A 24,114-nucleotide genomic window follows, 5' to 3' on the forward strand; every position below is an offset into this window, starting at 1 on the left:
TAATTCTACCACTAGGCGGTTTTCTTTGTTTAAGTGTGATGTTTATAATGTTCTATATTAGGTTAGGGAGACTCAATTTGTACCACATTTGTACCACACTTTTTTATTATGTGGTACTAAATATAGAAAATAAGGACATCATACAAAAACATTTAACACTTAACTATTTGATTTTCAAAGCATTTAAAATAAAAGTATTAAAAAGACAGGTTATTTACCAATACAATATCTTAAATATGTTGATTTACAATGGATTGAGAGGATTATGTGATGCGGATGTGGTGAGTTTAATTGAGAAAGAAATTTTTCATAATTTGTATTTGTTCGAGTGTGAATTTTATTGCCTCGTTGATATCAGATAGTCTTTCCGAATCATTTAATTTATAACATATAAAATCTTTTTTATCTTCATGAGAACTAAATTTATCTTTTCCAATATTTGTTAATATCTCATCTCTTTTATCAGTTTCTTCTATATAACAATATACAGAAATGTAGAATTTATTGTCACTACTAAGGACTAAAGTAACATTATTTTTATTTTCAAATGGGTAAGCCCTTATAGCAATTTCATTTTTATCCCATGCGTTATTAGTGATAGGAAGAATACTTGTTAAACTAGCTTCTTTAAAAAGTTTATTCGCTATATTTTTTATTGAAGTATCTAAAATCTCTTTAGCTTTCAAGATTGATACAAAATTTTTTCCTACGAAAGTCATATCCTCTTGTTCCATAGTGTAGATGTCTTTATTTTTAAAATGGTTTATAAAATCTATTATATAATAATCCCAGGATAAAGATTTATCTTGAGTATTAATCACATTAAATATATTAGAAAAAGTATCTTGTATTGATATAAACTTCCAAAAACCTGATGCTATTTCTTCTTTATAAGATAATATTACAAACTTCTTATTTTCTACATTTGAAAAATAGCGATTTATTTCTGTCTCATAATCTTCAAGAGGATTATTCAATATATGATTAATTTTAACCTCAATGGCAACTACAATTTTTTCATTAAACAATATCAGGTCAATACGATTACCTTCTAACGTTTGATGTTCTAGTTTAACTCTACAAGTTTCTTTTAGACAATCAACTTCTTCTTTATTGCATACATCATTTAATAACATTTCGAGCACAACTCCTCTAAATTTTGACTTACAATTATCAGAAAGAATGAATGACAATATTTTTGTAAAAGGATTTTCATAATAAGCTTTTGTACTCATAGAAAAGAAATTATCAGATGAGTCATCCTTATTTAATTTTTTATATATATTGTCTATATCAGTAATAATGGTTTGAAATATTTCTTTGGCTTTTTTCATGATATATTTATATTGGAATTACTTCATCTGTGATAACAATCATTGGATTTATTTTATCAATAATTTTTTTAATAAACTCTTTATCATTATCTGACATTTTACTTCCAATTATTATTTCATATACTTCTACATCAATAAAACTTTTATTCTGTATAAAGACTCTTACTTCTTTTTCGTAATCCCAAATTTCAAGTTTACGACTAAGTATATCAATAACAGATTGAGATGTGTAATCTTGTTCTTTTAAAGTAGCTAATCCTGAATAATTAATATCTTTTATTAAGACTGAAGGGGCTTTATCCGTAACTTTTACACCAATTGCTACTCCTTTATGCCCATTGGCATAATGTGACCACATTAATTGATTGTCACTTGTTTTGGATAAAGAGCATATTTTATAACTTCCTTTATTGTTATATAGTTTGTCTCGAGTTTCTTTCTGTAATTCTCCTTTTATATAATAATATTGACCTTCTTGAGGATCATTTAAGTCTTTATAATATGCTGCATATAAACGATTGTTTAGTATTATATCTAAAAAGTTTTTTAGATTATCTATACTTCTGTATTTATACAATATATCCTTTTCCATTTTATTAGTTAATTATAGTTTCTGTAGGATTGATATTTGTGTTACTTTCTATCCCCATCATCATTTCATAATGACCGATATTATTTGTATGCACAAAAATATCTTTGAAGACTTTCAAATAAATTTCAATTGATTGATCTGGTAGTTCAACAAATAAGTCATCAGGTAACGTATGTGAGCCCTCATTAATCCAACTAAGTAGCGATCTAAATATTTCTTTTTCTTGTGGATTCTCAAATTTAGATAGGAGAGTATCATCTCTTTTACTTCCAAGGATACTAAAGTAGTTTTCTATAACCCTCCTCATCGCATTTTGAACCGTTATTCCAGAATTGTTATTGTAATCTTTTATTTCATTCCAAAGTAATTCATATGAAGATGAAATAGGATTCTTTTCATTAAAGGGAAAAATATTAGTTATAGAATTTATCTTTCTTAAAATATAATAATTGTTTTTTTCTCCTTTACCTCTATTTAATCCCTCAAATGAAGCTTCTTTATGAAAATAGATATTGTGAGTTAATAAAATAACTTGTTTTATATTTCCTTTATCTAAACGTATATCTTTTAAAATTTCTTTAATTAAGGTACTTACGATAAATAATACGTTACTATCTAAACTTGAAATAGGATCATCAATAATTAAAATACGTTCTTCATTCACTGAGTCTTCATTATGGCCTCCTTTAGTAAGTTGAAGATAATATAGAAAAGTAATAAATGTAACTTCACCTTCACTTAATGTATGCTCAGCAATTTCACCGTTTTCTCTTTCAATTTGATAAAAACCAGGTTCCGTTGAAGGTACAATTTTGAAATTTGTAAAACCATATGATAATAATAACCTATTTATTTCATCAATTGTGGGTTGAATACTTGTAACGGTTTTACTTAATTCTTTTACTTCTAGCTCTAAAGCTTTGTATTCCGCTAACTTTTGAACTAATTGAGCTTCTAAGGTTGCTACACCTGTCTCTAATCCACTTTTGCTTGTAACAAAAAGATTGATTTCAGCTTTAAATTCTTCAATTAGGAATTTCCACACAGAATTGACTAAATTCTTCTTTTCTGTAATAAAATTAGCTACAATACCATTGTGTTTCACTATTTCACTATTAGCATTTGAAATTAATCCTTTAATTAAATCGAATTGTTCTTTCAAAAGTGTCATTTCAACAATTCTACTAGGTTCTTTTATTTTATTATTTAGAAACTCATTATTAATACTTATTTGACTTATCAATGTTTTCAGATAAGCTGAAAATTTATCTACATCTAACTTTGTATCTATAGAACTCTTTTCTCTTTGCTCAATATCATTAAGTTGATTAATCAAATTTTCAGTTAGTGAGTTATATTCACGTTTGTAGTCTTTAATGGAATTGATATCGTTTAAATAGTTTTCATCAAAATAAGTTTCTAGTTGATTCTTGAAATCATTAGTAATGGTTTGTTGTTGACAAAAAGGACAACTATTATCATCCTCTTGAATATAACTTCTTCCTTGATTTACCCAGTCATTAGTATTAAGTTTCTGAATTAATTTTGCTATATCTACATCTGCTTTACCTACAATTATTTTTTTCCAGATTAAATTATTTTCTATTTCAATTACCCTATCATATTCGATTAAGTTTATTAAAGAGATATCTTGGGGGACAGATCCAAAAATAGTCCTTGCTTTCTCTCGCAATACTTCTATTGGTTCCCAAATAGCTATATTAGTTGAAGATTCGTCCAATAGTCTACTTTTAAATAACTCACCTGATCTCATTGAGCCAATAAAAGCCTCCTTAAATTCTTTGTCGTATTTTTTAAATATTTTAGTCCAACAATTTTCAGTAAACTTTTTTTCTAAAGCTTCTTTTTTCTGAATTAGAGCATTTTGTGTATCACGTTTTTTAACTCCTTCATCTTTTAGTTTTTTTAGTTCTTCTGTTTTATTTTCAATAATCGTAATTTGGTCTGTGGTAGCTTGCCCAAGAGTAAAAACACCGTTTAATTTTCCGTTACCAAAATTTCGTTTTCTAAATTCTTTGTTATAAACCAAAGTTTTAAGATGAGTTTCATTCTCCCATTCTATCGAACAGCTCATATATTTTTCATCACTAGGATTCAAAAGGAAATTGGATAGAGTTGTTTTTCCACATCCATTTGTTCCATATATAAAATTTATTTTTTTTAAATTATCTATCTTAACTCCATTTATATAGTCATAGGTTGCTATATTTTTTAAAGTAATCGATTTTATCATATTCTTAGTCTTTTAAAGGTGTGTCCTTAATAATTTTTCCTATTTCAAAACCTCTGCCAAATGCCATACTAAACGTTCCCTTGTACCTAAATCTAAGGCTCTCTGACCACTTAACATACTTGTAAAGAAAATCTTAGTCCCCTTTAATTCTACTGGTTGAAGGATGACATGCGTTCCGATATTCTTGTCAAATTCGGTTTCAATCCAATCACCTAACCAAATAGCAACCTCATTTCCATTTTTATCATGGTGTCTGTTCAATCCTAAAAATGTTCTTATTAAAGCATTACTAGCGACAATTACTTTTGGTTTTGTACGCAATAGTCTTTCTTTTAGTACTTCAAGTTGTTGAGCAAGGAATATTCTACCTTGTTCATTGTTCATAAAAACCTTTTCAATTCGAGCTTGCTTCGTTTCTCTGAATACAAAAAGGTCAAAATGAGTCCACTTTAAGTCTATTTGATAAACTTCTTTTAATCGCTCTTCAATAGTGAAAAAAGGTTTGAAATAACTTAGATCTTTAGAAAACTCTTTTGTCCAAGGAAATATTCCATCAATTTTATCTCCTCCAAATGAAGGATTCATTCCTAGAAAAAGAAGATCCGTATCTGTTTCGTTTTCATCATACTGAAAAGTTATTCCTCTCTGTATGATTTCTTGAATGTCATTAGATAAATGAGAGTTATTACTCGTAATTGATTTGTATTTTTCAATTAATTCGTCTAAATTTTTATACATGTTTTTTGTTAAGTAAAGTGATATATTTTAACGTAAAAATATCAAAACAAAACATAAGAAACTAAAAGAAAAATGTGAAGCTTATATAATTCTGAGTATAAACAACAACAGCCTTCGAGTTGAAGGCTGTTATAAGATTTTTTAAATTAAATCATCAATATTATCTAAGAATACATTTCTACGGTGATATTCTAAGTATTCTTCTCGATTTTCAGGAAAGATTCTTAAGATTGGTCTAGCTGTAGGATTAATATTTAGTTTACTCCAGGTATAATTACTGAGTTGTGTGCCACATATTAACTCTCCATTATCAGTAAATGTGATATACCCTTGATCAAATAATCTATCATAAGTTGGAGATAAAGCTAATCCATTCAAATAGTCAATTGCTTCTTCCACTTTGTTCTCTTTAATGCATACATTATAGGGTTTAATATGACTTGCAATTAATAACCTTTCATCACTTATCTTTGAAAAAGGACATTGTACCATATGTTCAATCACAGCAAGTCTATATGCATTTTGTCCAATTCTATAATTTCTTTTATTTTCCTCAATCTTTTGTGCAGCTTCCTCTTCTTGAGGGGCAGTCTCTAAAGCATTTGGATGTACGAAAGATCTATACTGATAGTCAAGTAAGATTCTAAAATAAAAACGAGGAGTCTGATCTTCATTTTCAGGATTAGAAGGGACTAATTTTAAAATTGATAAATAACTAATCTTAGGTAAAATTAATTGTCTCCATAATGCCCAAATGTTATCATCAGATCTTATGTAACCTCTGTTTTGCCTCTGTGTCAAATTATCAGAAGCATCATAAATTGAAAAATAAATATAATCCTCATTTAAAGCTTCGACACTATTTAACCTATCTTCATAAAAGTCACTAATATTTTGATGATAAATTTGTTCTTTAGCCATATATTCATTGCGAGCATCTTTTAAATATTTTAAAAGATTAGATTTACTAAAGAAACATCTCTCTTCTGACACTACTGCATTGAACTCTTTAGCAGCATTGAATGTTTTTCTATTTTTATCTTCATCAAGATACTCTGTTCCCCAATTATCATAATCAAAGAAGTTGGATAAATTTCTCCCTCCTTGACCTGCATAAGTCCCAATATGTTTTTTTGACTCTCCATTACCTCTAAATTGTGCTAATTTATTAGTTCTATGGATAAAGCTATCCTCTGCTCTAAAATCTTGTATAGAATCTACTATATAATATTCAGTATTTTCAATTTTAATTTTTTGAAACGCCTCCATTATTTAACATGTTTTGTTATATCTATTTGCTTAAGTATTGCAATTAAAACATCAACAACAATACTATTTCCTGCTTGTCGATATAATTGAGTATCACTTACAACTTGTTTGAAATCATCTTGATATCCCATTAATCTTAAACATTCTCGAGGAGTTAGCTTTCTAATTCTACCCGAATGTGTAACATAATTATCTACACCAGAGCGGTGCATTTTATGCATACTTTGCAGTAATGGTCTAGCAATTTCTAAATCAGTTTCAACAGATGTTTTAAATGTTTTTGTACCTGTACTTAGTACATAGTCTTTTGTTTTAGGAGACAAATAGTACTTTTCTTCCACTTCATTGACGTCAAAGATAAATTCATTAAATTCTTTTTGTTCTTTTTCTTCAAAAACAAAATCACCATGCCAATTAAATTGTTGGTTTGCCTTTTGACAAAGAGCTATATCTCCATTAATTTGAGTGTATCTTTTATTGCGATTCTTAGAGCTAGTTACAAATTTTACACCTTTTTCTTTTAAATAGTATTTACTATCAATATAATCTTCTAAAAAATCTTGCATTTTGCACTCTAATTCAATTCCCTCAGGAAATGTAAAATCGATTGAATTGTCTTTAAATCCAACAACAAATATTCTCTCTCTATGCTGAGGAATTCCATAGTTTTTAGCATTTAGAACTTGGTAGAAATATTTATAACCTAAATCATCAAAGGTGGCCTTTATTACTTCAAAAGTATTACCATTATCATGATTGATTAATCCTTTAACATTTTCATAAATAAATACATTAGGCTGACTCTCTTTAACAACTCTAGCAAATTCATAAAATAATGTTCCTCTTGTATCTTCAAATCCTTTTCTTTTTCCAACCATCGAAAAAGATTGACAAGGGCTTCCTCCAACTAATAAATCAATTTTATTTTTATACTTTGAACCTTTTATATTATGAACATCCTCGTACCAATTACTTTCATCAATGTCATAATTTGCAAAATAACTTTGTTTAACAAATTTGTCATTATCACAAGCAAATAATATTTCTGTTTCTAAATTTAGTCGTTTAAAAGCGTATTCTATTGCTCCAATACCAGAGAACATTGTTGCTAATTTTATTTTAGCTTTTTTATTAATAAACTCTTTTTTTCTCCAATCTTCATTAAATTTGAGTAGTAATTGTTCTTCTACTAAATTAGATATAGATTTAATTTCAGGGTGAAATTTAGAATCTTTTCCTAAGAGAGATTGATAATAAAGATTCAATAGAATATCTTTTTTTACATTTAAAGCTTCAGATAATTTATCAATTAGTTCTATCTGTAGTTTTCTTTCTCCTTTTTCTATTTTAGATAATGTAGAGGTGTCTATACTTATTTCTGATGCTACTGTTTTTAATGGAAGCCCTAACTCATTTCTTCTCTCTCTTAAATATGTACCAACTTTATTTTCCATGTAATTAGATTGTTTTGTCCAAAAATATGGAATTTATTTTAATTAAAAATATCTATTTAGATTTAAATATATACCTGAAATGTATTTTGATAGATAATCAAAATTATTCAAGCTCCCAAGTCAATTTAGCCCCCAAAGCATTCAATACTTTAAATACAGTAATAATCTTTACATTAGCGGTGCTCTTTTCTATTTTAGATATTTGCGCTTTTTGAACCCCAACTAATTCACCCAGTTGAGCTTGAGTTAACCCATTTTGTTTTCGGAGGATTTTAATTTTGGCACCTATTAATTCAAATTGAATTTTCGACTCAAACAAGTCGCGTTTAGGTGTTCCAAGAGGACCTATTTGTTCATCGATAATCTGATCTAAAGGATATGTTTTCATAGTCTTGTGATTTAGAGTACTAAGTTAGCTGTAAGTTTCTTAAAGAGGAAACTTATTGTGGTTAATAGCAATAAAATTAATTTAGCTTGTGAAAGAAAGAGTATTTTTAAGTATTGTATTCTTACATTTGCACTTGTCATTATTAGAGTAGATCTCCCGAATAAATTAGTGTGATAAAACGAACGATTTTGGAGTTCCAATTTTCAATAAACTTTTACTTCAATATATTATACAGTAACTAGGCGTTTTTAGCTGTGTAATGGTATTACAATGCTAAAAAAACTTAGTTTGATTAGATCATTAATTCAAATTTATACAACTATGACCAAAAATTTATTTGATACTTTCGGACAGTTAGAGTCTTTAAAAAGAGAATCTTTGTCCAAAGAATCCGAGGTTCCATTAAATTGTTATATCCCAAAATCATTAAGAGAGAATCTAAAGATGAAAGCTGCAAAAGAAGGTGTGCCAATGAAGAATTTAATCATCAATGCTTTAAAAGGATTTTATACTGATTTATAAGTGGATTGATCCTTTGAGGATGTGGTTATAAGCTGATTTTTTTGAGATCATCGTATTCATTCTTGCTTAATTTGATGACGAATGAAGTACTAAAACCTGTTTTTTTTTCTGCTTTATCAAGCAGGTTTTTTAGCTTGATTTTTAGGATGGCTTGAGTCTCCTTTTCTTTTTTGAGCAAGAGTTCTTTTCTTTGCAATACTTCAAAGTAATCATCGTTAATATTGGATGAATGATTACTCTCTTTTTTTTCTTCAATAGCTTTTTCTTGTGCAATTTCCTCTCGCAATTTGTTTAGAAGTTTGTCTTTAGCAATATGTAATAGAACATCTACTTCAGAAGCAATAGTCTCATTTTGCTTCATTAATCGGTCAATTTTTTTGTGATATAAATCGCCAAACCACTTTCGAAAACTATCATCTCTATTGATAAAATCTCGATTTATTTTGTCTATACTAGATTGAATGTTTAGGTTGATATTTGACTTCGGACTTAAACCGTTTTGAATAAAAAAGTCAATCATATCTACTACACATTCGTTGATCTTTTTATATTGATATTCTCGGCAAATTTTATCTAATTTGTTCTTAGTTGAGCCTTTAATCCTAATTGAAGTGTCTTTAAAATCCTGCATGCGTGTAATTTGTTGAATTTAAAATATTTATCCTGTTTTTATTCATTTAAGTATTTTTACAAAATAAATTCTTGTATACAAAATACGTATGTAAACTAATTGATTAAATGATAGTTATGCCTTTTTGTATACATAAAATAGTTTTTGTATAAGTTCTTTTTAGTTATAAGTATTTAGTATACAGGTTGTTGACTAATGTACTGCGGTTTATCGCAGTACCCTCTTGCTTATATTACCCACCCGTTAGTAATTCCTATAGATATGATTGTTAGTCCCTATTTTTATTGATTAAATAGTCATTCACGTCTTTGTGATTTTTGAATAGATAACGAATGTCTTTGGTGTAATTTTTATACTTTTTTTGAAAGTAAATTGTTGTTTCATTTCCTGTATTATCATTGTCAAAACACAAATAAATTCTCTCGTAATTGCTGTCTAATTCAGGTACTGTATCCTTTTGAGAAGTGCTGTTTAAAATAATATAATTAAATCTGTTTTCTATTTTGGGATATAGCATAAGTAGACTTAGAAAATCGATCCAACCTTCAAATAAAATAACTTGATTACGGTTGTTTTCAATTAATGTAATACTTTTAGTGCCTAAGCAACCTTTGAAATATCTATTTCTAATTTCAATACCTTCTAACACGTTTTTAAAACCTATTCCAAAGTATTTTTTATCGTTAAGGCTATAATGGAGTTCTACACAGTATTTTCTAGCCATTTTAAGACTGATATCCCTGCTTTGTATATAATTGATAAGCTGCGTATTCGTTAGAGGCTTAATTGCTCTTATTTCGTAATTCTTTTCTTTTTCAATAGTATCGTTTTGAAAAGTAGGCTGGTGAAAAGAAAGAGATTCATCATCCAAAATCTGTAGTGCTACTTTTAATTCACACTTATAATATCTCATTACAAAGTCTAAAACGTTTCCGCCTTTTCCTCCTCCGTGATCATACCAAAGATTCTTTAAAAGGTCTACTTTGAAAGATGCTGTTGCTTCATTCCGAAACGGACTTAAGTACCAAGCTTCCCGATTATTCTGTTTGACTTTTTTAGTTCCTATTTTTTCCAAAATAGACGCTAAACTTATTTTTTTTGCTTCATTGCATGTCATAATTCTACGTGACTTAAATTTTACTGATTTTTTGATGATTGATGACAGAGGCTTGTAACTTATTGATATTTAAATCCATAAGCTGTCATCAAATTGTCATCAATCATCAAACTGCTTTTAAAACTGTCATCAAAGTAAATTTGATGACAGTTTTGATGACGGTTTTGATGATGTATAACTTATTTATTTTCAATAGAGTACACTACCTGTCATCATTGTCATCAAAAAAATGTGATATTTTGCTCAACTCAATTTCATAATAGCGTCCCTTTCTATCTAATCTTGTTATTTCTCCATAGGATTGGTAGTCATATCCCGAGTATTTATTCGAATTACTAGATGGAGTAAAACCCCAATTCTTGAAAATAGTTCTGACATCATTTGCTTCGATATTACTTCTTTTATTTAGTTTTTTTATAATAGCACAGGTTTCCATTGGTGTGAGACAGATTACTTTATCGTCAAATCTTTCAGCAATTTCTCTCAGTAATTCTAATACGTCCTCTTGTAATTTGTTTTTTTCTGAATTCATTAGCCTTATAAGTGCATCAGTGCGTATTTGTTCAGGTGTAAACCACATACGAGTTTTCTTGGTTGTTGAGTAGGGGATAGTGTGTAAATAATTAAGAAAATCAGGAATTTCTTTAAAAAGTAAGTCTAAAAAATCTGGGTTCTTTTCTATCTGTGGAATTTTACGCACCCAAAAGCGTATTTCTTCTTTGTCTATCTTCATGAACGAATCTTCAAAATTACTTGTCATGACAAATTTGTAAAAAGATTCTACTTCTTCTTTATCTCTACCTTTTCTTTCAATTTTATTTCTATCAGCTGTACTTAAAAACTTGATGCGTTCAGTGATTTGTTGATTATCAGTAACTACTTCATCAATGAGCACTAATAATTTACCATCTAAATCTGAGTTAAAGTTGTTTACAAAAGATTCTGCATTGATGTAAGTAGCATTAAAAGAAAAGACCTTTCGAAGGTATTTAAGCATTGTTGATTTACCTGTTTCTCTTGCTTTAGAAACTAATACAAGTACGGGTAAAATCTGAGTCGGGTATTCTAATAGAATTTTAAAATAGTCAAGACCTAAGTGGTATTGTTCTCCGAAAATGTGACGTATAAAATCTAACGTATATTTTAGTTTATTTTCTAAGAAAGACAAGTCATCAATAGATCGTTGTACTTGGTAGTCTATAGGGTGGTAGATGTTGTAGAAGTCAGCTATCTCTCTACTGTAGTTTATATGTTGAGGGATACAACAGAAACCATAGTATTTTTTAATATTAGAAATAAAATCTTTTCCAAAATCATTTATAATAGTTTCCTTGTTCCAAGGAAGCATAACTTTTTCAGTTGTTTTATTGAGCGTAGGTCGTTCGATTATGGCATAATAAGCTGTACCCACACGAATAAATTCGGCAGAATCTAAGTTCATAATAAATAGTAGATTATAATCCTTATATTTGCACTATAAGGATTTGATTAAAAAATCAGACAATAGTAATCTGAAGCGTTCAAAGGGCAATTTTGAACGCTTTATTTTTTTCTGTTTTTAAAAGAATAGTCTAAGGCCTGTTGTTGTATCTGAGATATAGATTGACTTTTATTTTGAAGTAGCCATTCGTCTATTTCTGACTTTAGGAAGAACAGAAATTTACCATTGGGTTTTGAATATGGTATTACGTTTTTATGCACTAATTTGTAAATGTGTGAACGTGTGAAGCCCGTATAATTGATTAAGTCCTCTACATTAAATATTTCTTTCGTTGAATCAACAATTAATCGCTCTAATCGGTTTAGTTTTTCTAAAATCATTTGATTTTCCATTGCTTTCTGTTTTTAAGTTTATGAAAGCAAAGGTGTAGTAAAGGAAAAGAAAATAAAAAAAGGTATAAGGTAGTTTGTTTTAAATCAACGAATTACTTTATGTTATCCGTTCTTTTTTCGCCATTTACAATAGGCTGCATTTAGATTGTCTTCATCTATAATTTCTCCATTTCGAGTAAAGTTTTGAATAATGAAATTATAAAGTTTAGTTCGTTCTTTATCAAATAAATCTAAAATACCATCTTCTATTACTTTATTAAGCAGTTCAAAAATTTTTTTATAACCAACCATTTTATTTTTCTCTTTGTGTATACAGTTGAATTTATTAAGATTAACTTTATTTTTACCCCATTCGGTTGTTATATCTTGGTAATTATCGAAATATTGATGAAACTCACTATTTATTTCTTTTAGTTCCAACGGAGACAAATCTTTGAGTTTAAAAGTAGAATAAAATTGTTTTCGAGGCGCGAATGATCTGTTGGGGGTGCAGTTGTTAAGAAATGCATTACTCCAGGTGAAATTTAAAAACCACATACACCATAAGAAAGCGATAAAAAGTAAGCTAGTATAAAGTGGCTCATACCAATCATGTATAACTTGAACACGTGTAAATAAGAGGAAAATAACAATTGCTAGCGGACTAAAAAATGCGTAAAAGAAAACACGAAATCGCTGAGTTTTATTATCTAGAAATTTAGTCTTAGTATTTACTCTTTCTAGTTTTGTTTCATAGAAATGATTGAAGTAATTTACCCCTAGTTTTCCCATAAAATATAGCCATAGAATTGACATAATAGCAATATAAGATAGGTATCCAATCAAGTAATACGTTGAAAGAATTGAAAAACTTACTAAGAGTAATATAATTGTTGCGATAAGTAGATTTACACGTTTATACATAATCTTAAAAACTTAGTTCAGGAATTAAATTAGAAGCTTCTTTCATTTTCTCATCTACAATCTTAGCATAAATAGCAGTAGTGCGTATTTCACGATGTCCCAAACGTTTAGAAACCGTGTAAATATCCGCTCCATTCTCCAATAAGAGTACCGCGTTTGTATGTCTTGCACTATGGAAAGTGATATGCTTGGATATCCCAGCCTTATTGCACCACAGCACAATAGCGTTGTTATAAACAGCTGAGTATCGTAAGCCGATAAACACTCGATCCCGATTGCCTTTGCGTTCGCCTAATAGCTCTCTAGCTTGTGTAGAAATGTAAAGATACTCAACACCATCGGTTTTTTCTTGTCTGAAGTTTACCCGACTTGAATCATCTTCATCGCGAACTTCAGACCAGGTCATGTTGTGGATATCTGACCAACGCAAACCTGTAAGACAAGAAAACAAAAAAGCACGTTTTAATACTTCATATTTACATTCTGTATGGGCTAGTTGCTGTACTTCATTAAACGTTAGGTATTCCCGTTGGCTTTCTGCCTGTTCAAATGACTTGATTTTAGCTGCATAGTTTAGAGCTAAGTAGCCTTCATCAAAGGCTGCGCGCAAACAGGCTTTAAATTTGTTGAAGTAGGAGTATTTAGAGTTAAGTGATAAAGGGAGATCACTCTTGGTACGTGCCTCTTTATCGAAGTAAGTACGTACCCGTTTTATAAACTTCTCATCTATGTCGTCAAAAATTGTGTTAGGGGAGATACATCGCTTTAAGTGAATCATTGTAGCCGTCCAATTGCCATAGTTTTTTGGGCTATCAGATTTCTCTTCTGTTTTCTCCTGAAAGTAGTCTAAAAAGGTTCTTTTGCCTTTGGTGGTATTCTTTAGTTCAAAGCGACCTTGGTAAAACTCAGCTTCTCGAATAGCTAAGATTTGCTTGGCAAGTGCCATTGTTTCTTTATTCTCTTTTCTTTCACCAGCATTCTTAGGTTCGCCGTGTAAAAAGAGTTTTAAGTTTTCGTAATCTCTAACGGTTTTTCGTTTACCGTTAGGTTGGAGTATGGTACCTTTATAGTATTCTATAGATAGGTTAATCTTACCGCTTGGTAATAGACGTTCTCTTAGTGTGATTTTCATTATGTGATGCAATTTGCTACATATTTAAAATATGTGATGATTTTGTAGCAACGAATATACTAAGAAAGGAACATAAAAGAAAAGACTATCAGTGTTAATTTACTGATAGTCAATTAAAAGAAAGTATGTCTTAACAAGGGAAACGTAATTTATTTACCGATACAAAAATTAGCAAAAATATTCCCCAGTAACTCATCATTGGTAACTTGACCCGTAATTTCCCCGAAGAAATAGAGCGCTTGACGAATATCGATGGCCATAAGATCTGCGGAGAGATTCGTTTGAAGTCCCCATTTCACCTTTTCGATTTCTTCGAGTGCTTTGAGGAGGGAGTCGTAGTGGCGGGTATTCGTGACGATGGTTTCATTATTGCGGAGTGCTCCTGTGTTGACGAAGCCCAGTAGCGTTTGTTTCAGCTCCTCAATACCGACGTTGGTTTTGGCCGACATCAGCATCAACCCATCAATTTGCGATTGAAACAAATCAAGTTGCTCCTGAGTGAGGAGGTCCTGTTTGTTACACACCACAAGAAGTGGTTTTAGCGGATATTTATTTTTTAGTTTTTCTAGCTCAATGTTAATTTGGGCGATGGATTGTTGAGTAAGCTGTCCTCCGTCAATTAAGTAGATGACCACTTGAGCGGCTTCAATTTTCTCAAAGGTCTTTTGAATCCCGATGCTTTCTACCACATCTTGTGTATCGCGAATTCCTGCTGTATCAATAAAACGAAAACCAATACCGTCGATGACTAATTCATCCTCGATGGTATCACGTGTAGTTCCTGCAATATCCGAAACAATAGCACGTTCCTCATTCAATAGGGCATTGAGTAAGGTTGATTTACCAACGTTTGGTTCCCCAACAATAGCAACCGGAATACCGTTTTTAATCACATTTCCAACCGCGAAAGAGTCGATTAAACGTTTTAGGACGAATTCAATACGGTCGATAAGTGCTTTGAATTGAGTGCGATCTGCAAATTCCACATCCTCTTCTGAGAAATCCAATTCCAGTTCGATAAGTGAAGCAAAATTGAGGAGTTGCTCACGGAGTAGCGCAATCTCATTGGAGAAGCCACCGCGCATTTGCTGCATAGCAATTTGGTGACTCGCCTCATTATCTGATGCAATTAAATCCGCTACTGCTTCAGCTTGGGAGAGGTCTAACTTCCCATTCAAGAAAGCACGCATGGTAAATTCACCCGGTTGCGCCATTTTAGCCCCTTTTCTCAGGCAAAGTTGAATAATTTGCTGTTGAATAAATGTTGAACCGTGACACGAAATTTCAATCGTATCCTCTCCCGTGTAGGAATGCGGATTTTTAAATACAGAAACTAAAACCTGATCCAAAACACGTTCCCCATCGACAATATGTCCAAGATGCAGTGTATGTGTTTTTTGTTTCGTTAAATCCTTCTTTTTGATCGATTGAAAAATGCCGTTAACCAAGGCAATAGCATCTTTTCCCGATACCCGTATTATAGCAATTGCCCCAGCACCCGAAGGTGTTGCTAAAGCAACAATAGTATCTTGTAATATCATTTGTTCCTCTAAATAAGGACAAAGATACTATTTATTCAGCAATCTTATAATAGGAGTAGAGGAAGGAATCATGTAAGTTAATTCCTTATATTTGAGTGTAAACTCGTAGCCAATGAAAAAGACGAATACCTCCGTGTGATTTATACCGTGGAAGAACACCCTGATTGGATGAGAGCTTTTGGAGAAAGCGTAACAGAAATCAAAGAAGTAGAAATTGTTGGCGATTCCGATCTCGTTATCCAGCTATTTTTTTCGTATTGGAACACTAAAATTTATGAGGAAATACCAGTACACAGCTATAGTACATCCAAAGAAGTGATGAACGATTATGTTGTGTTGAGTGCCGTAGCATTTAATCAATATAAGATTACGATTACTAAGGGCAATATGGAAATGAATTATGCCAAAACATTCGGTCTACATCAAAAGATGTCTAGTCTCACCAACCTCACCAACCTCACCAACCTCACCCAATCCTCACCCAATCCTCACCAACCTCACCCAATCCTCACCAACCTCACCCAATCTCACCAACCTCACCAACCTCACCAACCTCACCAACCTCACCAATCCTCACCAACCTCACCAATCCTCACCAATCCTCACCAATCCTCACCCAATCCTCACCCAATCCTCACCCAATCCTCACCCAACCTCACCAATCCTCACCCAATCCCCACCCAATCCTCACCCAATCCTCACCAACCTCACCCAATCTCACCAACCTCACCAACCTCACCCAATCCTCACCCAATCCTCACCCAATCTCACCTAATCTCACCAAACCTTCTCCAATCCTCATCAATAAAAAGATACCTATAAATACTTCGATTTTTGAGAACAGGAAACTCAAAAACTAATCTTAAATTCTTATCTTTATAGAAATCAAAATTAACACTACTATGAAAAAAATACTTTTTCCAACGGACTTTTCAGAAACAGCAAATAATGCACTTATTTACGCGCTAAAAATGGCTGAAAGTCAAAATGCAACGCTGTTTGTGTTACATGCGTATGAAATGCCTGTAATTTCCGCTACAGCCAATCCTGTAATGGTGCAAGACGTATATAAGTCTATCGAATTAAGCAATTTTGAAAACTTTAAAGATCAAGTGCCTTTCATTCGCGATATAGCCAAAGAAAATAACTTAGACCAGGTGCCCATGCATTTTATCCTAGAGGAAGGGTTCCTAAATACAATTTTAAAGAAAAGAGTAGAAGAAGAGGAAATCGATTTAGTGGTTATGGGAACCAATGGAAATTCCGGATGGGATAGAAAGTTATTGGGGTCCAATACCGTGAATGCAATTAATTCTTTAAAAGCTCCCGTGTTAAGTGTACCACACGATGCGGTTTTCAACGGAATTAAGTCCATCGCCTTCTCTACGTTATTTGCGCCAAGTGATAAAATTGTACTAGACAAACTAGTAAAAATCGCTAAAGGGTATGATGCAACAATCAAGTGTATCCACGTTATCGAAGATGTTGATAAAGTGAATCGCGAAGTGGTAGAGAGTTGGTTAGAATATTATGATGGACATCCAATTACTTTTACCTTAGTAGAAGGAAAAGATGTTGAAAAAGAAATCTTTACATTTTTGGATAGAGAAAATATTGATTTACTTGTTTCGGTTAAGAGAAATAGAAGTTTCTTAGATAAATTATTCACTTCGAGTATGACTAAAAAATTAAGCTATCATAGACATGTGCCAATTATAGCGTTCCACGAAGAATAAAAACTAAAAAAGTCGTAAAGTTGATTTGCTTTACGACTTTTTTATTGAACATCTATTTAGAAATAGAAGGGTCAATTTTATTCTTATTGATTTCATCCTGAAGCTGTCTTCTGATTTTTTGCTCGCGTTCTAAAGACAATTTTCTGAATTCTTCCAATTCATCATCTGTTTCTTTTAATTTTTGAAGGGCATCTTTTGTATGAACATGACATTTCTTAAAACGATAGTAAAAGATGGCAACAAGAATAAATAACAAGCCAAAAAGGGCTAGTATAACCGTTTGAATCGTGTTTTTTTCTGCCGTAACCCCCAAGAAATCAAAGTGTTCTGCTTTGGCTAATGAGGTTTCTAACTCTTTTTGTACAGCAGCCAATTGCTGTGTAGTCGTTTCCAATTCTTTTTTGTATTGTTCAATCAATGCCTGATTAGCCACTAATTTGTTTGTATGTTGGTGTAGCGAATCTTCAACATTTTGTTGTAAATCTAAAAGACTTTGCTTATCAACAATTTTGAAGTTTTGATAATTGGAAGATTTATTAAATAACGTAGAGAATTGATGGGTAATGGTTTTGATATTGCCTTGCGCAAAAACAGTACTTGTCAGTGCTAGGGTGGCAACCAGTAAAATACGTTTTGTTCTTTTCATTGAGTAACTATTTTGTATTACAATTTTTTCTAGAGCTCTAAGATAAGTTATTTATTAGGATAAAAAAGCTTAGGTAAATAGATTTTTTAAGAAAATTTTATTTTTATTTTTAAATCTATTGGCAAAAAAAATGTTATTAATATAAAAAATGCGAACTTATGTCGGAAGAATGAATTAATTGCGAAAAATTAGTGCGACTTTTATACCATTTTGTAAGGTATAACGTTAGTTTAGAAGTAAAATTGAGAACAAATGACAGAAAAATATTTTTCTACTAGGCAATTGCTATTCTGTTGTGTGGGGATATTCTTTTTAGGATTGATGACAAATTATGCACAGTCGTTAAATCAAGATGAGGTGACGGCAGTAAAAATGTGGTTGGATGAAGATGGGGATACAAGCTTGTATATCAAAGTGAGTGCGGCTTGTAACAATTATGACAGTAAACGAGCCTTTGATTTTATCGGATTGCCTTCTGCGATTTCTCTTACGTTAAGAAATGATTTGGGTGATACTTCTTTCGTCTATGAGCATCCGCGCTATGCTTCTTCTATGCTAATGTTTTATAGTGAAGCGGTATGGTTTAAAACCTATAATTGGAAACAAGCGGTTTTTATTCCCCTTTTTTATTGTAGTCAAAAACATGGAGCCACAATGCCATTATCTTATTTAATCTTGTATAACCAAAAAATGCACGTAGTTCATTTTTCTTTTCAATGTAAACCCGAAGTATGGGGTAAGTGTACGCCTGTATTTAAAAAGCGAAATATAAAAAGTCAATTAGCTTCGTTGCCAGACGCTCTTCAAGCGGATTTTATTCAGTACGTAAAGGATATATATACCACAAGAGAGGATTTATATCCCAATCACATGACATTCAAACAAAAGAAATACAAAGATTGGAATCTTGAGTCGGTTGTATCCCTTGTAGAAGCGAGTTATCCTCACGAATTACTCCATCGACTGCATACTTTTATTGAGGATCAAAAGTGGAAATTAGCCCAAGCCTATCTTAGTGAGTTTGAATATCTCTATGTAAAGGAAGACGATATCGTTGTGATATCGGGTTTCCGCACAAGTAAACAGACTTATCAATCGGAGATGAAACGCTTTGTTCAAGCTAATTTTGAAAGTGAAAAACGAGTATTAGAACAAGCCAATCACTATGTAGAAGAGGGAGATTTTCAACGAGCTTATCAGATGTATAAAGCAATAGTAGCGGAATTTCAATCCCAATAGTTTTTGCAAATCAAGTAAAATACTTACCTTTTTAACGCAACTAAAAAAGACCATATGAAAAAAGCAATACAAGATTTATATCCAGAAAATTTAGCCCATTGTTTTGGATGTGGAAAAGCAAATGCCGCTGGACATCAACTGAAAACCTATCTTGAAGGGGAGGAAGAAACTATCGCGCACTTTACACCAAAGCCTGAATTCACAGCATTGCCGGAAAGTGTTTATGGCGGATTAATCGCTTCATTATTGGATTGCCATGGAACAGGATCAGCAGCTGCCTTCTTATGTTTGGCTAATCACATTCCCTTAGTAGAACCTATTCCCGTTCGCTGTGTAACGGCTTCACTTAAAGTAGATTTTAAAGCCATGACTCCCATGGGGGTACCACTCCTGTTAAAGGGAAAACTGAGAGCAATAGAGGGAAGAAAAGTATGGGTTGATATGACGCTATCCGCTAATGAAGTACTTTGTGCTACTGGAGAAATTCTTGCCATCCGACTAAAAGAAGAATAAAATAGTACAAATAGAAAACGAGCGATCCATTTGAATCGCTCGTTTTTGTTTAACTATGGATAACTACTATTTAGTAGGAAGTGTTCTTGTTAACCAACCTCTGCGTTTGGCTGTTGCAATCGCATAGGGGGTAATCCAAAAGAGGGTAAATGTATAGAAAATACTATAGGTATACGCCCAAAATGAATCTTTAAGGTTGTACTTCTTCGCGTAAAACAAGACTTGAATAGAGGAGAAGATTAAAATTCCAGCTAGAGCACTACTAATAAACATAATAGGATAGCTAAGGATTAAATACAACATGAGAAGCATCATGGGATAAGCTAAAATCACCTTTAGCCATTGGTTTAAGAGTAGGATACGAGGTCCAACAGTGGAGCCTGTTCGAAACTTGCGAAATGCAAATTTACTCATCATGATATTTTCTCTTACATTACTGCGTTCCCACCGAATAAACATTTTGTACAATCCCTTGAAATTCTCTGGGGTATTGGTGAGTACATATGCATTTTTTTGGAATAATACGTGATACCCTTGCTTTAAAATCATATTGGTCATGGCACGATCTTCTCCAATATCAGAGGGTGTTCCCATAAAAGTTTGATTAATCCACTGTTCTAAGCAGTTCATAACCGCCTCTCTTCGGTAAGCAGCAAGAGCGCCAGGGGTACACAATACGCTATTAAGTGCACTTTGTGCTGATCGGATAAATTCGAAACTAAAAACAAAACTCACGTTTAGCATTTTAGGGATAATCCCATCTTCTGTATTTAGTACTAAGACATTTCCTCCAACAGCACCACATAAAGCATTGTTTACAAAAGGACTAACTAATTGTCTCAAGGTGTCTTCTCTTACAATGGAATCACTGTCAACCGTTACAAATACTTCTCCTTTACCTAGCTTAAAGCCGCGATATAACGCATGTCTCTTGCCCATATTACGAGGTTGTTGATAGATGGATACGCGAGAACCAAGCACTGCTTTCGCTTTTTGCATCCAAATCCAAGTATCGTCTTTACTACCGTCATCAAAAGAGATAATTTCTAGCTTATCTGCTGGATAATCACTCTGCGCTAAACTCAACAAGGTATCATAAACTAAACGCCCTTCGTTGTAAGCAGGAACAAGAACCGTACAGATAGGTAGTTCACTGTCTTCAACTGGAGCTACAGGTTTGTATTTAAAGTATTGATAAAAGATATAGAGTAAGAATAGTACTTGTACGGCTAAAAGCGTCATGCTGATGCCAAAGAAGAGCTGCCCTCCAAATCCTTCTAGCTGTTTCAATTGCATGCGTTCAAAATACGGATGAAAATGATAAAGAATAATCACACTGCTAAATAATAGGACAAAAGTTAGGGCTAACACGAAATAGTCCGTTAGACTAAAGCGCTTTTGTTTATTCGAATTTTGCGAAGTATCAAGAGATGAATACGCAAGTTTGGGGACGTTGTTTGTTTTCATAAGTATGTCAATTAGTAGATAGGAGCTTTTCTTGATGGTCTTTCTAAAGGAAAGTAAAAGCAAGAAGGGTACAAGTTGTACGCGCTCTTGATTTGTATAGTGCAAGATGCGTGCCATTTGATTTTACTGGGGTTTCACTAGGTTTTTACCCTGTTAACTTCCCCATATTGTTGATTTGGACTACACATTGTTTAGTTCAAAGCTAAGGCCTATGAAAGCCAACACAACCAATCTACTTTGTTTTCCAAGGCTTATTATAAGCGAATTACTAATCCATGTAATATTGATAAAATGAGAATAAGGCTCGTTTCCGCTCGCTAAGAGGATAGAAGAGCGGCAGTCGTTTGCTTCGATTATGTTTGCGTTTATCCTTTCTAAAGCAAAATTTTACCACAGAAATAGTTAAAATTCTGTTACCTTTGAAAAGGATGATTTTTTAAATTAATGTGGATGAAAATACTAGTAACAGGTGGACTAGGATTCATAGGTTCTCATGCCGTAGTAGCTTTGCAACAAAAAGGATATGATGTGGTTGTTATTGATGATTTATCTAATGCTTCGATAACGGTAGTGGAAGGAATTAAAAGGATTACAGGTCAAGCTCCCATTTTTGAACAACTAGACTTGCGAGATAAAGAAGCTGTATTTCAGGTCTTTGATAAGCATGGCGATATGGAGGGCGTGATTCATTTTGCTGCTTCTAAAGTGGTAGGGGAAAGCATGAACGAGCCCTTAGCCTACTATGAGAATAATTTCTTCTCTTTAATTAATGTGTTATCTGCCATGAAAATGAAGGGGTTGGATAAAATAATTTTCAGTTCTTCTTGTACTGTTTACGGACAAGGGGAAGCCATGCCTATTACGGAAGAGGAGTCGATTAAAACTGCGCTTTCACCCTACGGAAATACCAAGCAAGTAGGGGAGGAGATTATTGTTGATTTAGCTAAAGCATACCCCTTACAAGCGGTACTGTTGCGCTATTTTAATCCCATTGGCGCACATGAGTCAGGTTGTATCGGTGAATCACCCGTGGGGATACCTTCCAATCTGATTCCATATATTACGCAAACCGCTGTGGGAGTTCGGCCATATCTTTCTATTTACGGTGATGATTATGATACGGCAGATGGTACGTGTGTACGCGATTATATTCACGTAGTGGATCTCGCAGATGCACATGTCCGAGCGCTAGAATACTTGTTGAAAAAAGAAAATACAAAACAAATTGAAGTATTCAATGTCGGAAATGGTCAAGGGTATTCTGTACTAGAGTTAGTTCAATCCTTTGAGCGTGTAAGTGGAATTAAAATTAACTACAAAATTGTCAAGCGTCGTCTTGGAGATGTTGATAAAGCCTGGGCGAGTACAGCTAAAATTGAACGAATATTAGGGTGGAAACCAACCAAAACAGTAGATGATATGTTAGCTAGCGCTTGGAATTGGGAATTAAAAAAGAAAAATTATAACCTCTAATACAGCCAAAATCAATGAATAAAATTAGTAGTGAGATAAAATGGGGCCTTATTTTCTCCATCGTAGGAGTAGTGTGGATGTTGCTAGAAAAAATGACAGGATTACACGGAAAATATATTGATTATCACCTATATCTAACGAATTTATTCGCTATACCTGCGATTGGTATATTCGTATTGGCCCTTCAAGATAAAAAGAAGAATTTCTATGACCGAGATATGACTTATAGCGAAGGTATGCTCTCGGGGGTAGTGCTATCCTTGGTTATTGCAATTTTAAGTCCATTGACACAGGCTATAACCAGTTTTGTAATTACCCCAGAGTTTTTTCCAAACGTGATTAAACGATCGGTTGAATTGGGCTATTATGCAACAGAAGAAGATGCAGCCAGTTATTTCAATTATGGGAATTACGCCAGACAAGGCTTTCTTATGTCCTTGATGATGGGGGTAGTTACCACAGCTATTGTAATGATTTTTGTTCGTTCTAAAAGGACTTCATCTTAGCTTTAAGAACATACCATATCAATAGGGGAAAAGTGATGAATAATTGATTAATTTAGCTCAAATTAGTGCAAATACTACCTGTTTTTTTATTCTATAGGTAATTGTGTGGAAAATATTTCACAAAAGCCAATAAAGTTGTATCTTTAAAAGAAAAGATAAACATATGAGTAGTATTATTTTAAATCGCATCAAACAGAATGTGAAGCATTGGTATCTTCCTGTTATTTTAGGTGTAGTATTCATCATCGCTGGTATTTTTATCATGATGACGCCTGTTGCCTCTTATTTATCCTTAGCCTTATTGTTTAGTTGGCTTTTCTTTTTCTCGGGAATTGCAGAAATAGCGTTTGCTTTGAGTAATAGAAAACAATTAGACGGTTGGGGATGGATTTTGTTCTCTGGTATTGTCGATGTTGTACTAGGTCTAATTTTGTTGAGTAAACCAGCAATAACCTTACAAGTATTGCCCATTTATGTGGGATGTATTTTGTTGTTCCGTTCAGTGCGTAGTTTGAGTATGGCAGTAGAATTAAATAATTATGGTGTAAGAGGGATTTCTTCTATGGTACTCTTTGGAATTTTAGGTTTGCTGTTTGCTATTTTTATGATGACCAATCTTGAAGCAGGAGCATTTACAATTGTTTACTGGACAGCTTTTTCAATTATAACCTTAGGTTTATTCAGTGTTTTGTATGGAATAAAGCTTAAGAAACTAAAGAAAAAAGGCGCTCACATTAGTGAAGAATTAGCTAAAAAATGGGAAGCAGTTCAAGAAGAAGTACGCAAAGCTATGGATAAAGAATAACGTAATAACAATAGAAAAAGG

The 24,114-nt window shown here is 32.4% G+C and carries 24 protein-coding genes; 8 read left to right on the forward strand and 16 right to left on the reverse strand.

Annotated elements, in window-relative coordinates; genetic code table 11:
• Positions 1 to 287: 287 nt before the first annotated feature.
• The 7 genes from ACLJX0_RS01465 to ACLJX0_RS01495 all read right to left on the reverse strand — a co-directional run bounded on the left by ACLJX0_RS01465 (position 288) and on the right by ACLJX0_RS01495 (position 8,029).
• A complete protein-coding gene (locus ACLJX0_RS01465) occupies positions 288 to 1,334 on the reverse strand; it encodes a hypothetical protein (protein ID WP_410877863.1) in 1,047 nt (348 codons plus the stop codon).
• A 7-nt stretch (positions 1,335 to 1,341) separates the two neighbouring features.
• Positions 1,342 to 1,926 (reverse strand): DUF2971 domain-containing protein, encoded by a 585-nt coding sequence (locus ACLJX0_RS01470; protein WP_410877864.1) that lies wholly within the window; start codon positions 1,924 to 1,926, stop codon positions 1,342 to 1,344.
• Between the two features lie 4 nt (positions 1,927 to 1,930).
• Positions 1,931 to 4,180, reverse strand: coding sequence for an AAA family ATPase (locus tag ACLJX0_RS01475; RefSeq protein ID WP_410877865.1), 2,250 nt, complete (start codon positions 4,178 to 4,180; stop codon positions 1,931 to 1,933).
• 39 nt (positions 4,181 to 4,219) lie between these two features.
• Positions 4,220 to 4,918, reverse strand: a complete 699-nt coding sequence (locus ACLJX0_RS01480) for a hypothetical protein (RefSeq protein WP_410877866.1) — start codon at positions 4,916 to 4,918, stop codon at positions 4,220 to 4,222.
• A 141-nt stretch (positions 4,919 to 5,059) separates the two neighbouring features.
• Complete coding sequence (locus ACLJX0_RS01485; RefSeq protein ID WP_410877867.1) at positions 5,060 to 6,187, reverse strand: HNH endonuclease; 1,128 nt, start codon at positions 6,185 to 6,187, stop codon at positions 5,060 to 5,062.
• Positions 6,187 to 7,641 (reverse strand): DNA (cytosine-5-)-methyltransferase, encoded by a 1,455-nt coding sequence (dcm, locus tag ACLJX0_RS01490; protein WP_410877868.1) that lies wholly within the window; start codon positions 7,639 to 7,641, stop codon positions 6,187 to 6,189. The genes ACLJX0_RS01485 and dcm overlap by 1 nt, the downstream gene beginning before the upstream one ends.
• A gap of 103 nt (positions 7,642 to 7,744) precedes the next feature.
• A complete protein-coding gene (locus ACLJX0_RS01495) occupies positions 7,745 to 8,029 on the reverse strand; it encodes a helix-turn-helix domain-containing protein (protein WP_410877869.1) in 285 nt (94 codons plus the stop codon).
• Between the two features lie 321 nt (positions 8,030 to 8,350).
• Here ACLJX0_RS01495 and ACLJX0_RS01500 point away from each other — a divergent pair, with 321 nt between their 5' ends.
• Positions 8,351 to 8,551, forward strand: coding sequence for a hypothetical protein (locus tag ACLJX0_RS01500; RefSeq protein WP_410877870.1), 201 nt, complete (start codon positions 8,351 to 8,353; stop codon positions 8,549 to 8,551).
• Positions 8,552 to 8,576: 25 nt separating this feature from the next.
• On the opposite strand, the gene ACLJX0_RS01505 is transcribed toward ACLJX0_RS01500, so the two are convergent.
• The 7 genes from ACLJX0_RS01505 to mnmE form a co-directional block, all read right to left on the reverse strand.
• Entirely contained in the window at positions 8,577 to 9,182 is a 606-nt protein-coding gene (locus ACLJX0_RS01505) for a BfmA/BtgA family mobilization protein (RefSeq protein ID WP_410877871.1), read from the reverse strand.
• Positions 9,183 to 9,450: 268 nt separating this feature from the next.
• Entirely contained in the window at positions 9,451 to 10,299 is an 849-nt protein-coding gene (locus ACLJX0_RS01510) for a toprim domain-containing protein (protein ID WP_410877872.1), read from the reverse strand.
• Positions 10,300 to 10,501: 202 nt separating this feature from the next.
• Positions 10,502 to 11,740, reverse strand: a complete 1,239-nt coding sequence (locus ACLJX0_RS01515) for a primase-helicase family protein (RefSeq protein WP_410877873.1) — start codon at positions 11,738 to 11,740, stop codon at positions 10,502 to 10,504.
• 101 nt (positions 11,741 to 11,841) lie between these two features.
• A complete protein-coding gene (locus ACLJX0_RS01520) occupies positions 11,842 to 12,132 on the reverse strand; it encodes a helix-turn-helix transcriptional regulator (protein ID WP_410877874.1) in 291 nt (96 codons plus the stop codon).
• A 102-nt stretch (positions 12,133 to 12,234) separates the two neighbouring features.
• Positions 12,235 to 12,903: a hypothetical protein gene (locus tag ACLJX0_RS01525; protein WP_410877875.1), complete on the reverse strand. Its 669-nt coding sequence runs from the start codon at positions 12,901 to 12,903 to the stop codon at positions 12,235 to 12,237.
• Between the two features lie 136 nt (positions 12,904 to 13,039).
• Complete coding sequence (locus tag ACLJX0_RS01530) at positions 13,040 to 14,167, reverse strand: tyrosine-type recombinase/integrase (protein WP_410877876.1); 1,128 nt, start codon at positions 14,165 to 14,167, stop codon at positions 13,040 to 13,042.
• A gap of 149 nt (positions 14,168 to 14,316) precedes the next feature.
• The gene (gene mnmE / locus ACLJX0_RS01535; protein ID WP_410877877.1) at positions 14,317 to 15,708 is read right to left on the reverse strand and encodes a tRNA uridine-5-carboxymethylaminomethyl(34) synthesis GTPase MnmE; all 1,392 of its coding nucleotides are present in this window, start codon (positions 15,706 to 15,708) and stop codon (positions 14,317 to 14,319) included.
• Between the two features lie 135 nt (positions 15,709 to 15,843).
• Here mnmE and ACLJX0_RS01540 point away from each other — a divergent pair, with 135 nt between their 5' ends.
• Both ACLJX0_RS01540 and ACLJX0_RS01545 read left to right on the forward strand, forming a co-directional pair.
• The gene (locus ACLJX0_RS01540) at positions 15,844 to 16,530 is read left to right on the forward strand and encodes a hypothetical protein (RefSeq protein WP_410877878.1); all 687 of its coding nucleotides are present in this window, start codon (positions 15,844 to 15,846) and stop codon (positions 16,528 to 16,530) included.
• An 80-nt stretch (positions 16,531 to 16,610) separates the two neighbouring features.
• Entirely contained in the window at positions 16,611 to 17,444 is an 834-nt protein-coding gene (locus tag ACLJX0_RS01545) for a universal stress protein (protein ID WP_410877879.1), read from the forward strand.
• A 52-nt stretch (positions 17,445 to 17,496) separates the two neighbouring features.
• Here ACLJX0_RS01545 and ACLJX0_RS01550 read toward each other — a convergent pair whose 3' ends face one another.
• A complete protein-coding gene (locus tag ACLJX0_RS01550; protein WP_410877880.1) occupies positions 17,497 to 18,090 on the reverse strand; it encodes a hypothetical protein in 594 nt (197 codons plus the stop codon).
• A gap of 252 nt (positions 18,091 to 18,342) precedes the next feature.
• Between ACLJX0_RS01550 and ACLJX0_RS01555 the strand changes: the two genes are divergently transcribed.
• Together ACLJX0_RS01555 and ACLJX0_RS01560 are read left to right on the forward strand one after the other, a co-directional pair.
• Positions 18,343 to 19,329, forward strand: a complete 987-nt coding sequence (locus tag ACLJX0_RS01555; RefSeq protein WP_410877881.1) for a hypothetical protein — start codon at positions 18,343 to 18,345, stop codon at positions 19,327 to 19,329.
• A 54-nt stretch (positions 19,330 to 19,383) separates the two neighbouring features.
• Positions 19,384 to 19,842: a PaaI family thioesterase gene (locus ACLJX0_RS01560; RefSeq protein ID WP_410877882.1), complete on the forward strand. Its 459-nt coding sequence runs from the start codon at positions 19,384 to 19,386 to the stop codon at positions 19,840 to 19,842.
• A gap of 66 nt (positions 19,843 to 19,908) precedes the next feature.
• Here the strand turns inward: ACLJX0_RS01560 and ACLJX0_RS01565 are convergent, their stop codons facing one another.
• Entirely contained in the window at positions 19,909 to 21,309 is a 1,401-nt protein-coding gene (locus ACLJX0_RS01565) for a glycosyltransferase family 2 protein (RefSeq protein WP_410877883.1), read from the reverse strand.
• 450 nt (positions 21,310 to 21,759) lie between these two features.
• On the opposite strand from ACLJX0_RS01565, the gene galE reads away from it, so the two are divergent.
• From galE to ACLJX0_RS01580, 3 genes are all read left to right on the forward strand, one after another.
• On the forward strand, positions 21,760 to 22,782 hold the full coding sequence (gene galE, locus ACLJX0_RS01570; RefSeq protein ID WP_410877884.1) for a UDP-glucose 4-epimerase GalE: 1,023 nt from the start codon (positions 21,760 to 21,762) through the stop codon (positions 22,780 to 22,782).
• A gap of 14 nt (positions 22,783 to 22,796) precedes the next feature.
• On the forward strand, positions 22,797 to 23,288 hold the full coding sequence (locus ACLJX0_RS01575; protein WP_410877885.1) for a DUF4199 domain-containing protein: 492 nt from the start codon (positions 22,797 to 22,799) through the stop codon (positions 23,286 to 23,288).
• Positions 23,289 to 23,451: 163 nt separating this feature from the next.
• Positions 23,452 to 24,093: an HdeD family acid-resistance protein gene (locus ACLJX0_RS01580; protein ID WP_410877886.1), complete on the forward strand. Its 642-nt coding sequence runs from the start codon at positions 23,452 to 23,454 to the stop codon at positions 24,091 to 24,093.
• The last annotated feature ends 21 nt before the right edge of the window (positions 24,094 to 24,114 follow it).

The organism is Myroides sp. DW712, from assembly GCF_046557355.1.
Taxonomy (GTDB): domain Bacteria; phylum Bacteroidota; class Bacteroidia; order Flavobacteriales; family Flavobacteriaceae; genus Flavobacterium.